The organism is Tepidimonas ignava, from assembly GCF_004342625.1.
Lineage (GTDB): Bacteria > Pseudomonadota > Gammaproteobacteria > Burkholderiales > Burkholderiaceae_C > Tepidimonas > Tepidimonas ignava.
The window spans coordinates 49,501-63,591 of the sequence record NZ_SMAH01000005.1 but is presented as its reverse complement, the minus strand read 5'-3'; the positions used below and the strand labels follow the sequence as shown (position 1 = coordinate 63,591).

At 71.5% G+C, this 14,091-nt stretch carries 9 protein-coding genes; 2 read left to right on the top strand and 7 right to left on the bottom strand.

All coding sequences use genetic code 11. From position 1 onward, the window contains the following. Positions 1-6: 6 nt before the first annotated feature. The 5 genes from EDC36_RS05120 to mltA form a co-directional block, all read right to left on the bottom strand. Positions 7-918: an ABC transporter permease gene (locus EDC36_RS05120; RefSeq protein WP_132962177.1), complete on the bottom strand. Its 912-nt coding sequence runs from the start codon at positions 916-918 to the stop codon at positions 7-9. Between the two features lie 24 nt (positions 919-942). After that, positions 943-1,923, bottom strand: coding sequence for an ABC transporter permease (locus EDC36_RS05115; protein WP_132962176.1), 981 nt, complete (start codon positions 1,921-1,923; stop codon positions 943-945). A gap of 146 nt (positions 1,924-2,069) precedes the next feature. Beyond that, positions 2,070-3,641 carry an ABC transporter substrate-binding protein gene (locus EDC36_RS05110; RefSeq protein WP_132962175.1) on the bottom strand — a complete coding sequence of 524 codons (1,572 nt, stop codon included), beginning with the start codon at positions 3,639-3,641 and terminating at the stop codon, positions 2,070-2,072. A 181-nt stretch (positions 3,642-3,822) separates the two neighbouring features. Continuing rightward, the gene (locus EDC36_RS05105) at positions 3,823-4,890 is read right to left on the bottom strand and encodes a 6-phosphofructokinase (RefSeq protein WP_132962174.1); all 1,068 of its coding nucleotides are present in this window, start codon (positions 4,888-4,890) and stop codon (positions 3,823-3,825) included. Between the two features lie 30 nt (positions 4,891-4,920). Next, positions 4,921-6,294, bottom strand: a complete 1,374-nt coding sequence (mltA, locus tag EDC36_RS05100) for a murein transglycosylase A (protein WP_132962173.1) — start codon at positions 6,292-6,294, stop codon at positions 4,921-4,923. On the opposite strand from mltA, the gene EDC36_RS13165 reads away from it, so the two are divergent. Continuing rightward, entirely contained in the window at positions 6,227-6,367 is a 141-nt protein-coding gene (locus EDC36_RS13165; RefSeq protein ID WP_165902815.1) for a hypothetical protein, read from the top strand. The two genes, mltA and EDC36_RS13165, sit on opposite strands and share 68 nt — an antisense overlap. 16 nt (positions 6,368-6,383) lie before the next feature. On the opposite strand, the gene EDC36_RS05095 is transcribed toward EDC36_RS13165, so the two are convergent. Both EDC36_RS05095 and EDC36_RS05090 read right to left on the bottom strand, forming a co-directional pair. Then, entirely contained in the window at positions 6,384-7,190 is an 807-nt protein-coding gene (locus tag EDC36_RS05095) for a carbon-nitrogen hydrolase family protein (RefSeq protein WP_132962172.1), read from the bottom strand. After that, positions 7,187-11,263 carry a YhdP family protein gene (locus EDC36_RS05090; RefSeq protein WP_165902819.1) on the bottom strand — a complete coding sequence of 1,359 codons (4,077 nt, stop codon included), beginning with the start codon at positions 11,261-11,263 and terminating at the stop codon, positions 7,187-7,189. Before EDC36_RS05090 ends, EDC36_RS05095 begins: the two co-directional genes overlap by 4 nt. A gap of 9 nt (positions 11,264-11,272) precedes the next feature. Here EDC36_RS05090 and glnE point away from each other — a divergent pair, with 9 nt between their 5' ends. Then, positions 11,273-14,035, top strand: a complete 2,763-nt coding sequence (gene glnE, locus EDC36_RS05085) for a bifunctional [glutamate--ammonia ligase]-adenylyl-L-tyrosine phosphorylase/[glutamate--ammonia-ligase] adenylyltransferase (RefSeq protein ID WP_132962170.1) — start codon at positions 11,273-11,275, stop codon at positions 14,033-14,035. Positions 14,036-14,091: the final 56 nt, after the last annotated feature.

Here is a 14,091-nt window from a genome sequence, read left to right as displayed (position 1 = left end):
CGGGGTTCAGCGCAGGCGCGGGTTGAGGGCGTCGCGCAGCCAGTCGCCCAGCAGGTTGACGCTGAGCGCGATCAACACCAGCATCGCGCCGGGGAAAATGGTGATCCACCACTCCCCCGAAAACAGGTAGTCGTTGCCGATGCGCACCAGCGTGCCCAGCGACGGCGAAGTCGGCGGCGCGCCCACGCCCAGAAAGCTCAGCGTCGCCTCGGTGATGATGGCGGTGGCCACGTGGATCGTGGCCAGCACCAGCACCGGCCCCAGCACATTGGGCAGCACGTGGTGCAGCATGATGCGCCACGGCGCCACGCCGATCACGCGCGCGGCCTGCACGTACTCCTTGTGGCGCTCCACCAGCGTCGAGCCGCGCACCGTGCGCGCGTACTGCACCCAGCCCGTCAGCGTGATCGAGGCGATCAGCACGCCAAAGGCCAGCGCCTCGTGCGCGTCCGGAAACAGCGCCTTGCCCACGCCGGCGATCAGCAGCGCGATCAGGATGGCCGGAAACGACAGCATCACGTCGCACAGGCGCATCAGCAGCGCGTCCACCCAGCCCCCGACGAAGCCCGCCAGCAGCCCCAGCGCGACGCCGATGAGCACCGACAGCGCCACCGACACCAGCCCCACGAACAGCGAAATGCGCGCGCCGTAGATCAACGCCGACAAAATGTCGCGCCCCTGGTCGTCGGTGCCGAGCAGGAAGTCCCATCGACCCTCGGGGTACCACACCGGCGGCAGGCGCGCGTTGCCCAGCTCCAGCGCGGCCAGATCGAACGGGTTGTGCGGCGCCACCCAGGGCGCGGCCAGCGCCGCCACAGCGCACAGCAGCGCGATGGCCGCGGCCAACAACGCCGCCGGCGAATGGCGAAAGCTGTACGCGATGTCGCTGTCCCACCAGCGTATCCACCAACGTTTCATGGTTTTGCTCCTGTCGCGCGGCCGTCAGTGGCCGGCGCCCTTGTCCACGCGCAGCCGCGGGTCCACCGCCACGTACAGCACGTCGACGATGAGGTTGATGATGACGAAGATCAGCGCGATCAGGCACAGGTAGGCCGCCATCACCGGAATGTCGGCAAACGTGACCGCCTGGATGAACAGCAGCCCCATGCCGGGCCACTGGAACACCGTTTCGGTGATGATGGCAAAGGCGATCAGCCCACCCAGCTGCAGCCCGGTGATGGTGATGACCGGCACCAGCGTGTTTTTCAGCGCGTGGCCGAAGTGCACCGCGCGGTCGCTCAGTCCGCGGGCGCGCGCGAACTTGATGTAGTCGGTGCGCAGCACCTCCAACATTTCGGCGCGCACCAGGCGCATGATCAGCGTGAGCTGGAAAATCGCCAACGTCAGCGCCGGCAGCACCAGATGGCGCCAGCCACCCGGCGCCAGCAGGCCGCTGGAAAACCAGCCCAGGTGCACGACTTCGCCGCGACCAAAGCTGGGCAGCCAGCCCAACTGCACCGCAAACACCAGGATCAGCACGATGCCGATCAAAAACGTCGGCAGCGACACCCCCAGCAACGAAAACGTCATCAGCAGCTGCGCCAGCCAGGTGCCGCGCTTGAGCGCCGCGGCCACCCCCATCGGGATGCCCAGCAGCAGCGCCAGCAGCGCCGCCACCAGCGCCAGCTCCAGCGTCGCCGGCAGCCGCTCGACGATCAACTGCGCCACCGGCGTGCCCTGGCGCAGGCTGACGCCAAAGTTGCCCTGCACGGCGTTCCACACGAAGTGCGCAAACTGCACGATGAACGGTTGGTCCAGCCCCAGCTCGGCGCGCACACGCGCCACTTCCTCGGGCGTGGCGTCCTGCCCGAGCATTTGCAGCACCGGGTCACCCACGTACTGAAACAGCATGAACGCCACCAGCGCCACGCTGAGCATCACCACCACCGCCTGCAGCAAGCGGCGCACGATAAAAGCCAACATCTCGACAACCCCTCAGCAGCGCCCACCCAGGCTGGCCTGGCGGCGCCGCGCGATCGGTCTGACCACAACGCCAACACCGCCCCGCGGCCTGGGGACCGGCCGGGGCGGTGCCGCGCGCATCCGGGGCACGGGGCCCCGCCGGCACGTCAGTTGACCGTGAGCACGCGCCAGTCGATGCGGTTGTCGGCGCGGTGCACGGTGTCGACGGACTTCTTCATCGCCCAAGGGATGATCTGGTTGTGCAGCGGAATGTGCACCACCTCGTCGTTGTGCAGCTGCAGCGCTTCGGTCAGCAAGCGCGGGCGGATGAAGGGGTCGGTCTCGGTCTTGGCGCGGTCGATGATGGCGTCCATCTTGGGGTTGCTGTAGCGCCCGACGTTGTAGTTGCCATCACCCCCGGGGCCGGGCGTGCGCACCAGCGACTGCAGGCTGTACAGCGCGTCGAACGTGGGCACGCCCCAGCCCAGCATGTAAATGCTGGCCTCGTAGCGCTGGATCATCGGGAAGTACGTGGTCAGCGGCAGCGTGCGCAGCTTGGCCTTGACGCCGATCTTGGCCCACATCGCGGTGACGGCCTGGCAGATTTGCTCGTCGTTGATGTAGCGGTTGTTGGGGCAGGCGAAGTCGACTTCAAAGCCGTCTTTGTAGCCGGCTTCGGCCAGCAGCTTTTTGGCCGCCTCGACGTCGTACGGCAGCCGCTTGTGCACCGCCTCGCTCCAGCCAGCCACCTGCGGCGCCACCAGCGCGCCGGTGGGCTGGCTCAGGCCCCGCATCGTCACGCGGTGGATGGTGTCGATGTCGATGGCCTGGTACAGCGCCTTGCGCACGCGCAGGTCCTTGAGCGGGTTTTTGCCCTTGACGTTGCTGCCGGGCAGCTCGTCGCGGAACTGGTCCATGCCCAGGAAGATGGTGCGGTTTTCGACGCCGTCGACGACCTTGAGGTTGGCGTTGTTGCGCAGCCGCGGCAGGTCTTGCGGCGTGGGGTCGAGCACGAAATCGACCTCACCCGACAGCAGCGCCGCCATGCGCGTGGCGTCGGACTTGATCGGGGTGTAGGTGATTTGCGTGACGTTGCTGTCGATCTTGCCCCAGTAGTTGGGGTTGCGCTCCAGCACCATGCGCTGATCCGGCACCCACTGCTTGAGGATGAAGGGCCCCGTGCCGTTGGCGTTGCGGTGCGCGAAGTTTTCGTCGCTGGTCTTCATGTCCTTGGGCTCGGTGGAGCGGTTTTTCTCCGCCCAGGCCTTGTTCATGATGCGCAGCTCGGTGAGCTGGTTGAGCAGCACCGGGTTGGGGCCTTTGAGGATGATGTCCACCGTGTGGTCATCGACCTTGACAACCTTGTCGATGCCTTGCGTGTAGATGGCGAAGTTGGAGGTCTTGGCCATCGCCCGCGTCAGCGAAAACACCACGTCGTCGGCCGTCAGCGGCGCGCCGTCGTGGAACTTGACCCCTTTGCGCAGCGTGAAGCGCCACTGCGTCGGGCTGAGTTCGCGCCAGCTTTGCGCCAGCACCGGCTCGACCTTGAACGTTTTGCTGTTGTAGTACACGAGCGACTCGTACACCGCGGCGTGGATGCCGTTTTGCAGCGCGTTGTTTTGCGAGTGGATGTCCCACGTCGAGATTTCGCCCGCGCTGGCCCACTTGAACGGTTTGGCCCATGCGGCGCCGGCCCCCAGCGCCAAGGCCGCGGCCAAGGCGATCACGGTACGTTTCATGGCTCTCACCTGTCAGAAAGTTGAAAGCCTCTACTATGCCCGAACGGCGCCGGCCCGCGGCGTCAGGTAAACCCCAGGGACCTCGACCGCCTTGGCGCGGCGGGCGGCGCCGAACCCCCAACCTGTCGTCGCGGCGACAACCGCATCCACCCGCCACGTGGCGCATCCGCCACAGCGGCGCTCACACCGACGGCTCGCCCAGGCTGATGCCGATCTGGCGCGCCGCGCGCAGCAGCGGATCGTCCAGCGGCACGCGGCGGTTGCCGTGCGCGGCGTCGGCCAGCGCCACGCTGCCCAAGCGCCCGTGCTGCAGCGTGACCATGCGCCCCCAGGCGCCGGCCATCACGAGCTGCGCGGCCTCGTTGCCGTACTGGGTGGCCAGCACGCGGTCGAACGGCGTGGGGCTGCCGCCGCGCTGCACGTGGCCCAGCACGGTGGCGCGCACCTCGCTGCGCACGCGCGGCTGCAGCGCGGCGGCCAGCGCGTGCGCCACGCCGCCCAGCCGGATGGGGTCCGGGCTGCCCTCGACGGTGGCGCGCACCGTGTACTGGCCACCGATGGGTTTGGCCCCTTCGCCGATGCAGACGATGGTGTAGCGCTGGCGCTGCTCGCGCGCGCGGCACACCGCGGCCACGGCCTCGATGTCGTAGTCGATTTCCGGCAACAGGATGACGTCGGCCGCCCCGGCCAGCCCCGCTTCCAACGCGATCCAGCCCGCCCAGCGGCCCATCGTCTCGACGATCATGACACGCCCGTGGCTTTGCGCGGTGGTCTGCAGCCGCTCGATCGCCTCGGTGACGGTGGCCACCGCGGTGTCAAAGCCGAAGCTGCGCTCGCAGCCCGGGATGTCGTTGTCGATGGTCTTGGGCACGCCCACCACGCGCAGGCCGTGCTGCGCCAGCCCGTGCGCGATGCTCATGCTGCCGTCGCCGCCGATCACCACCAGCCCCTGCAGCCCCAGCGCCGCCACGTGGCGCAGCACGCGCTCGGTGTCGGCCGCGCTGCGCAGCGGGTCGGCGCGGTTGCTGGTGCCCAGGATGGTGCCACCGCGCATCAAAATGCCGCTGACCGCGTCCCACGTCAGCGCGCGCACGCGCGGCGTGTCCTCCATCAGCCCGGCAAAGCCGTCTTCGATGCCGATGACCTCGGCGCCGCACTGGCGCATCAGGGACTTGGCCACGGCACGGATGACGGCGTTGAGACCGGGGCAGTCGCCGCCGCCGGTGAGGATGCCGATGCGGGGTTGCATGGTGGTTCTCCTGTCGATACGGATGGCGGGTCAGCGTGTGGCCTCGGCCGGCAGGGGCTGCGCGCGCGGCCACAGCGCCCACAAGTGCAGCGGCTGCTTCAGGCCCGCGGCCACGGGGTAAGCCGAGGCCCCCCAGCCGACAAAAAAATCAGCCCGCACCGCGCCCACGATGGCCGCGCCGGTGTCTTGCGCCAGCACCAGGCGCTGCAGCCGCGCCACCGGCCCGTGCGACACCAGCCACAGCGGTGTGCCGTAGGGGATGGCGTCGCGGTCCACGGCCACCGAGCGGCCCGGTGTCAGCGCCACCCCTTGCGCCCCACGCGGGCCAAACTGGCTGTCCAGCGCATCGAGCGGTTCTTCGCGAAAAAACACCACGCGCGGGTTGGTCCACAACACCTCGTCCAGCCGTTGCGGGTTGGCCTGCGCCCACGCGCGCAGCGCTTCCCAGGTGCCTTCGCGGATGTCGCCGCGCTGCAGCAGGGCGCGCAGCACGCTTTGGTAGGGGTGACCGTTGTGCGCGGCGAAAGCCAGCCGCACCAGCCGCTGGCGGCCGTCCGGCTCGGTGATGCGCAGCCGCCCCGACCCCTGCACGTGCAACAGCAGCGCGTCCAGCGGGTCGGCCAGCCACGCCAGCACGTGCGGCGCCAGCCGCGCCTGCACCTCGGCGTCGGATTCGATTTGGCGCCGTGTCAGCCACGGCTGCCCGGCGGCGGCCTGCAGCGCCGGCGGCGGACCGTACAGCGGGATGCGGTGCAACGCGTCGCGCTGGCGGCTTGCCGGCAACTCCGGCTCGTAGTAGCCGGTCAGCAACCCCGGGGTGGGGCTGCCGTCGGGCGCCACGATGCGGTACGGCTGCCAGTGGCGCATGACCCAGGCGTAGCGCTCGGCCGGCTCGGCGATGCTGAGGCGCCGGATCTGCGGGCACAGGGCGCCCCACGGCGGCGCGGGGCGCTCGCAACTGCGCAGCCAGGCGTTCCAAACCTCGGGCAGGGCGTCGCGGCCCCAGCCGGGCAGGTCGGCCCAGCGCACCGGTTGCCACAGCGCCTTGGGCCGCAGCAGCGGCGCGGGCAGCGGGGCGGCGTCGGCTTGCTGCCACACGGGGTGCCCGGCCTGCACCACGGGCAGGGCCTCGGTGTCGTCCCAGCGCGTCGCAGCGGCCGCCTCGGCTGGCGCAGGGGGCGCGGCCGGCGCCGTCGTTGCCGACGGCACGGGAACTTCGCGCGCCGCGTCCGGCTCTGCTACGCTGCCGCCCGGCGGCGCGGGTGTGCTGCACGCCACCAACAGCGCCGCCCCCATCAGCCAGCAACCTGCCCGCCATCCTGCTCCTACACGCACCATGACGCTGCTGCTGCTCGAAGCCCTCGGAGCCTTGTTGTTGTTCGTGTTCATCGTCTGGTGGACCATGTTCGCGGGCCGCAAGCGCGGCGAACCACCGCCAGCCGATCCGCCCGCCCACGGCGACGAGCCGCCGCGTTGAACGCGCCGGTGCGCCATCACAGGCGTCGGTGCTGCAGCGCAGGCAGGCGCCGCCGCACGTCGTCCAGGTGGGCGCGGTCCAGCTCGGCCACCACCACGCCCGGCCCGGTGGCTTGCTGCGCCAGCACCACCCCCCACGGGTCGACGACCATGCTCTGGCCCCAGGTGCGCCGGCCGTTGTCGTGCAGCCCGCCTTGCGCCGCCGCGATGACGTAGGCCTGGTTTTCGATGGCGCGCGCGCGCAGCAGCACCTCCCAGTGCGCCTGCCCGGTGACATGGGTGAAGGCCGCCGGCACCAGCACGATGTCGGCCGCCAGCGCCCGGTACAGCTCCGGAAAGCGCAGGTCGTAGCACACGCTCAGCCCCACCCGCCAGCGCTGCCCGGCGCGGTCGGTCAGCTCGAACGCCGTTGGCTGCTGACCGGCCTTGAGCACCGCGGCCTCGTCGTAGCCCTGCTGCCCGTCGTGGAAGCGAAACAGGTGGATCTTGTCGTAGCGCGCGACGCAGCGGCCGTGGGGGTCGTACACCAGCGTGGCGTTGGCCGCGCGCTGCGGGTCGTCGGTGGCCAGCGGCAGCGTGCCACCCGCGATCCACAGCCCCAGCTCACGCGCGGTGTCGCTCAAAAAATCCTGCACCGTGCCCAACCCCGGCGTTTCGGCGATGAGCAGCTTGTCGGTGTCGCGCTGCCCCATCAGGCAAAAGTACTCCGGCAGCACGGCCAGCTCGGCGCCGGCGTGGCGGGCCTGGTCCAGCAATTCGTGCGCCTGGGCAAGGTTGTGGTCGAGGCTGCTGCCCGACACCATCTGGATAGCGGCAACTTTCATGGCGTGCGCTCCGCGGGGTTGGCGGTACTGTCCGATGGCGCTATGGTACGCGCGACACGCTCCACCTGCGGGTCGGCCCACGGGCCGGTGATGCGAAACGTCTGCGTGGCCGCGGCCTGCAGCGGTTGGCGCAGCACCAGCTGCGCCAACAGCGTGCCCAACCCGGTGACGGGGTTGACCATCGAGGCCAGCAACGACGCCGTGCCGGCGTTGAGCTCGGGCACCACCACCACGGTGAGGTCTTGCGTCTCGCGCACCAAGTCGGCGCTGCCCTCCAGCAGCACCGCGGCGCTGACCCCCTTCATTTGCAGGTTGCGCGTGCTGGCGACCCCGCGCGTGATCGTGGTGTTGCCGCGCACGCTGTCGAAGGCAAAGCCCTCGCTGAAAACGTCCCGAAAGTCCAGCGTCAGCCGACGCGGCAACGACTGCAGGCTCAGCACCCCCAGCAGCTTGGCCACGCCCGGGTCGGCCTTGAGAAACTGGCCACGCTGCAGGTCCAGCTCCAGCTCGCCGCTGAGGCTGGGCACGTGCAGCGCCAGCGGCGAGCCCAGCCACCCCAGCGACCCTTCCAGCCGCCCCCGCCCGCCGCGCACGGTGCCCGGCCAGCCGAAGCGCTCCAGCAGCGCACCGGCGTCTTCGATGTCCAGCCGCAGCTGCAACGCGGTGCGCCGCGCGCTGGCCGCTTGCCCCGGCGCCGTCAGCGCCGCGGTGGGCGCCCAGTTGCCGCGCGCGCTCAGGCGCGCTTCGGGCAAGGTCAATTGCAAATGCTGCAGCCGCCACTCGCGCAGCGCCGCCCCGCCTTGGGCGGCGTCGCGGTTGATGGCCTGCACCTCCAGCCGCCCCAGCGCCCGCCCAGCGAGCTCAAAATCATCCACCACAACGTCAATGGCCGGCAAAGCGCGTGGGTGGCTGGCCAGGCGCTCCACGTCGGCGTCGGCCCCCGCGGGCAATTGCAAACGACTCAGCCGCGCGCGCACGCGCGGCTGCGCCCCCAGGTCGGCCTCCACGTAGCCGTCGGCTTGGCGTGCCGCCACCGTCAAGCGCCACAGGTCGCCGCTGCGGCTGCCGCCCAGCGTCACGCCGTCGAACGTGCGCCCCCCCCACTGCAGCCGCTGCACCGCAACCCCCAAGCGCGTCGGCCAGTACGCTTGGGCATCGGCCAGCGCAGCGCCCGCCGCGTCGCCGCCCCCGCCCGCGTCCAGCGCCTCCATCCAGCCGTCGGCGGACAGCGCCGTCAGGCGCAACGCCGCCACGACGCCTTCGTCCGGCCACGACGGTGGCGCGGCCCCCAGGGCGAGCCGCCCGCGCAGCACCCGGGTGCGCTCGCCCTGGTGCTCGCGCTCGTACTCGGCCAACAGCGCGCCCCCCGGCAGCGCCTCGGCCTGCACCTGCAGGCGCAGGCGGTCGCGCCCGCCGCCCGTGGAGGGGGCCACCGGCTGCAGCTCGACGCGGGTGCGCCAAGCGGCTTCGGCCGCCTTGGCCAGCGGCGCCGGCAGGTCCAGCCGCAGCCCGCGCAGGTCGGTCTCGACGCGCACACCCAAACCATCGCCCCCACCCTCCAGCGTGACGCTGTAGCCGGCGCTGCCCTGGGCGTGGCGGCCCAGCCAACGCGCCCAACCCCAGGCGGATTGGGCGCGCAACCCCTCGGCGCTGGCGTTGCCCTGCGCTTGCACGCGCAGCCGTTGCGGCTGCCCTGGCAGCGAGCCGCCACTGAGCCGCACCTCGCCGCCCAGGGCGCGCGCCCCCACCCCGGCCAGGCGCCAGCCTTGGTCGGTGAATTCCACCGTGCCCCGCACCTCCCGCAGGGGAGGCACCGCGGGGCTTAGTTGAACCTCGTTGCCGGCCAGCCGCACCTGGCAGCGCACGCGCGTGGCGCCGGTGTCGGCCAGCGGCATCGTCAGCTCCAGCGGCACCTCCACCGAGCCGCTGCCTTGGGCCGCGTCCAGGGCGCCGCCGGTCAGCGCCTGCAGCGGCGACTCGGCCACGACGCGCAGCGCCTGCGCCAGCGGCCCGCGCACGCTGCCGTGCACCTGCAGGCGCGGCGCGTCGGCCATGTAGTCTGGGATCGTCGCTTCGGCCAGCACCTGCAGCCCAGGCATGCCGCGCACGCTGCCTCGGGCGGCACGCACCTCCAGGCGGCTGCCGTCGATGCGCAGCTGCGCTTGCGTCAGTTGCAGCGCGGGCCAAGGCAAGCTGCCGGCGGGCAGCACGCTGGCCGGCGCGTAGTCCAGCGTCACGTCGTGCAGCTGCGCCTGCACCTGGAACGTCCCTTGATGCGGCTGCGCAAACGGAAAATCCCACAGGTCGCCCTGGATGCGCCAGCGCACATCGCTGGCGCGCCCGGCGCGGATGGCGTCACGCAGGTAGGCGCGCACGTCGGCCCCCACCTCGTGGGGCAGGTAGCGCACCACGCGCGCGCCCTCGGCACGGCTGAGGCGCAGGTCCAGGTCCAGCACGCCGGGAAAGCGGTCACGCGCGCCGCTGCGCGCGGGGTCGGCGGTGCGCCATGACAGCCGTCCTTGCCCTTGGGCGTCCGCGTTGGCCAACGTCAGGCGCGGCACCTCCAACTCCATGGCCTGGCCCTGCAGCCGCCAGCGCAGCGTCGCTTGCAACTGATCGAACGTCAGCCGCGGCTCATCGAACCCGCCCGGCAGCGTGATGGCGCCGCGGCGCAGCGCCACCTCGGCACGCCCTCCGCGTTCGTCGAACTCAAACTCGGCGTCCGCCCCCTCCACGCCCGGCCGCCCCCAGGTGTGCGGCGGCGTCACCGGGCCGGCGGCCAGCGTCAACCCCTGCACCCGCCCCCGCCCCGACCAGCGCGCGGGTGTCCCGTCACCGCCGGCGGCCTGCCAACGCCACTGCAGGCCTTGCACGACGCCGGCTGGCCGCAGCTCGTCGAGCCACCGCGCCGGCTCACCCAGCGGCAGCACGCGCCCCAAACGCTGCAGCACGGCCAGGTCCAGCCGGTCGGCCTGCAAGGCCCAGGCGCGCCAGCCTTGCCCACCGCTGGGCGTGAGCTCCAGCGTCACATCGCCTTCGGGCCAGCGCAGCCCCTCGGCCGCGTCGACCTGCAGACCTTGGGTACGCCAGCGCACCCGCTCGCCGTCGCGCTGCAGGGTCACACGCCCCTGCACGCGCGCCAGCGCCAGCGGCTCGCGCGCGGCGTCCCAGCGCAGATTCACGTCCTGCCCATGCACGTCGACCACCCAGGACACCCATTGCCCGGCGCGCACATCGCCCCACGCGCGCACCGCACCCACGCCGCGCACCGTTTGCAGCCCCCAGGCGGTCAGGTCCAGGTACGGCGCCAGCGCCCCCGCGTCCAGCGCCGGGGCCTCCAGGTACCACGGACCGGACCACCGCCGCCAATCGCCCCGCGCCACCTGCCATGGGGGCTGTGTGAAGCGCGCGCGCCAGCTCAGCCGCTGCCCCCACGGCGGTGGCGGGGTGGCGTCGAGCCGCAGCTCGTGGCGCCAGCCGGGGTTGCGCAGCACCGCCACCACGTCGGTCAGCGTCAGCGGCGGGGCCTGCGGCCGTCCTTCGTCGATCCAAGTCAGTTGCGCGCCACGCAACACCACCTCGCGCTGCGCGAACAGCCAGTCCGCCAGCGCGCCGTCGTCGGCCCCGGGCGTCACCTCCATGCCCGCCACCTGCAAGCGTCCATCGGGCAAGCGGCGCACCTGCAGCGCCAGCCCGTCCACCACCAACTGCTCAAACCCCAGTTGCAGCAGGGAGCGTGGCGACACCACCGCCTGCGCCAGCGGCACGTGCAACGCCTCGCGGCCTTGGGCGTCGATCAGCCGCACGCCATGCAGCGCGAGCTGGGGCGTCACTCCCCCGCGCACCACGTCGATGCGCTGCAGCTCCACGCGCACCCCCAGCGCCCGTGTGGCCGCCGCCTGCAGCCACGGACGCCAGGCGTCGACCCGCGGCACAATCCACCATTGCAGCGCCGCCCACGCCAGCAGCAGCGCGCACCAGCCGGCCAACGCCACGCCCAACACGACGCGGCTGGCCGACGCCGCGATGCGCCAACGCCGCGCCACGGGAGGATGGTCCAAGGATGGGGTCACGAAAACATTATGATCGCCACGGCACACACCGGTTCCGCCGCCAGCGCCGAGCATAGCCGCTTCGTGCAGCGGGTGCGGCGGCGCTACGCGCCCGAGCTTGCCCTGCTGCCGCCCGGTGCGCCCGGGCCGGACGCGCTGCGCGCCACGTGGGACGCGCTGCGCGCCCGGGGTTACGAACCTGCGGCGGCGCTGCGCGTGCTGCGTCACCTGACGCTGGAACGGCTGGCGGTGCTGGACTGTGAACACGGCGCCGCGCTGGCCGACATCACCCGCGCCGTCACCGCGCTGGCCGAATTCGTGCTGGACCAAGCGGCCGCCCTGGCCTGCGCGGAGCTGGACGCCGTGCACGGCTCCCCTTACGTCGACGGCCCCGCGCCCGGCCCCAACGCCCCCGCGGCCGATGCCCGTGGCCAGCGGCCCTGCGCCTGGTGGATCGTTGGCATGGGCAAGCTGGGGGCGCGCGAGCTCAACGTCTCCAGCGACATCGACCTGATCTACGTGTACGAGGCCGACGGCGAAACCGCGGGCGACGCGCAAGGCCGCCAGCGCATCACCAACCACGAGTATTTCGCCAAGCTGGTCAAGCGCATGCAAGCGCTCATCAGCGACGTCACCGAGCACGGACAGGCCTTTCGCGTGGACCTGGCGTTGCGGCCCAATGGCAACTCCGGTCCGCCGGCCGTGCCCCTGGGGGCGCTGGAGGATTATTTCCAAGCCCACGGGCGCGAGTGGGAGCGCTTCGCCTGGCTCAAAAGCCGCGTCGTGGCCCCGGCCGCCGCCGCGCGGCGCGCCGGCACCGGCCAGTGGTTGCGCCCGGTGGTGCTGCCGTTCGTGTTTCGGCGCTACCTGGACTACGCCGTGTTCGAAGCGCTGCGCCGCTTGCACCGCCAAATCCGCGACCACGCCGCACGCCGCGCCGCCGGTCACCCCGAACGCGCCTGGGACGTCAAACTCTCGCGCGGCGGCATCCGCGAAATCGAATTCATCGTGCAGCTGCTGCAGGTGGTGCGCGGCGGGCAATTCCCCGAGCTGCGCACCCGCCCCACGCTGCAAGCGCTGCAGCGCGTTGCGCGCGCCGGGCTGATGCCGGCCGACCAGGCGCAGCGACTGGCCGACGCCTACACCTTTTTGCGCCGCGTCGAGCACCGCATTCAGTACTTGGACGACCAGCAAACGCACGTGCTGCCCACCCGCGACGACGACCTGGCTTGGATCGCCGTCACCATGGGCTACGCCGACACCCCGGCGTTTCTGCGTGCGCTGGACGCGCACCGCGAGGTGGTGGCGCAGGAGTTCGACACCCTGCTGGGCGGCGAGCGCGGCGGCTGCAACGGCAAAGGCTGCAACGGCCACACCCGCGCCACGCCCGACGACCTTGCTGCCCTGCTGCCCCAATGCCCGCCCGCGCTGGCCGAGCGCTTGGCCCCTTGGGTGGAGCATCCGCGCGTGCTGGCGCTGCGCGACGAAGCGCGCACGCGCCTGGTGCGGTTGCTGGAGCGCACCGTGGCCTGGATCGACGCCGGGCGCGTGACCGAAACCGCCGCCATCCGGCTGGTGGACTGGATCGAGCCGCTGCTGCGCCGCGAGGCCTACCTGGCGCTGCTGCAAGAACGCCCCGCCGTGCACGAGCGTATGCTGCGCGTGCTGGGCGCGGCGCGCTGGCCGGCGCGTTACTTGCTGCGCCACCCCGGCGTCATCGACGAGTTGGCCAGCGTCGAGCTGTACGCCACGCGCTTCGACCGCGCGGCCTTCGTGGCCGACCTGGAGCAACGCCGCTGGGCGCTGCACAAAACCGGCGAGGACGACGACGAAGCCCTGCTGGACCTGTTGCGCCGCGCCCACCACGCCGAGGTGTTTCGCACGCTGGCGCGCGACGTCGAAGGCTTGCTGACGGTGGAACAGGTGGCCGACGACCTCAGCGCCCTGGCCGACGCGGTGCTGGACGTCACCGGCCGCTGGTGCTGGCAGCGCCTGCGGGGCCGCCACCGCGACGAACCGCGGCACGCCATCATCGGCTACGGCAAGCTGGGCGGCAAGGAATTGGGCTACGGCAGCGACCTCGACATCGTCTTCGTCTACGACGACGACGACGAGCGCGCCCCCGAAATCTACGCCGCCTTCGTGCGCAAGCTCATCAACTGGCTCACCGTCAAAACCGGCGAAGGCGACCTCTTTGAAATCGACACCGCCTTGCGCCCCAATGGCAACTCGGGCCTGCTGGTCACCAGCTTCGACGCCTACGCCAACTACCAGCAAAACCGCGGCAGCAACACCGCCTGGACCTGGGAACACCAGGCCATGACGCGCGCGCGCTTTGTCGTCGGCGCGGACGACCTGCGCGCGCGCTTCGACGCCGTGCGCCAGGCCGTCATCACCGCCCCGCGCGACCACGCCGCGCTGGCGGCCGAGATTCGCGCCATGCGCCAGCGCCTGTACGACGCGCACCCGGTTCGCCCTGGCTACTTTGACCTCAAGCACAGCCCCGGCGGCATGATCGACATCGAATTCGCCGTGCAGTACCTGGTGCTGGCGCACAGCGCCGCGCACCCCGCGCTGCGCGACAACGCCGGCAACATCGCCCTGCTGCAACGCGCCGAGGCGGCCGGGCTGCTGCCCCCTGGCATGGGCCACGCCGCCGCCGACGCCTACCGCCAACTGCGCCAGTGGCAGCACCGTGCTCGTCTGGACGAAGCGCCCACCCAAATCGACCCCGCCCAGGCCGAGCCGTGGGCCAGCGCGGCGCGGGCGTTGTGGGCGCACGTTCTGGGATAACCAATCCAGGACATTTATCACATTCAAATCCCGCCCGAGAAACAGCCCACAACCTA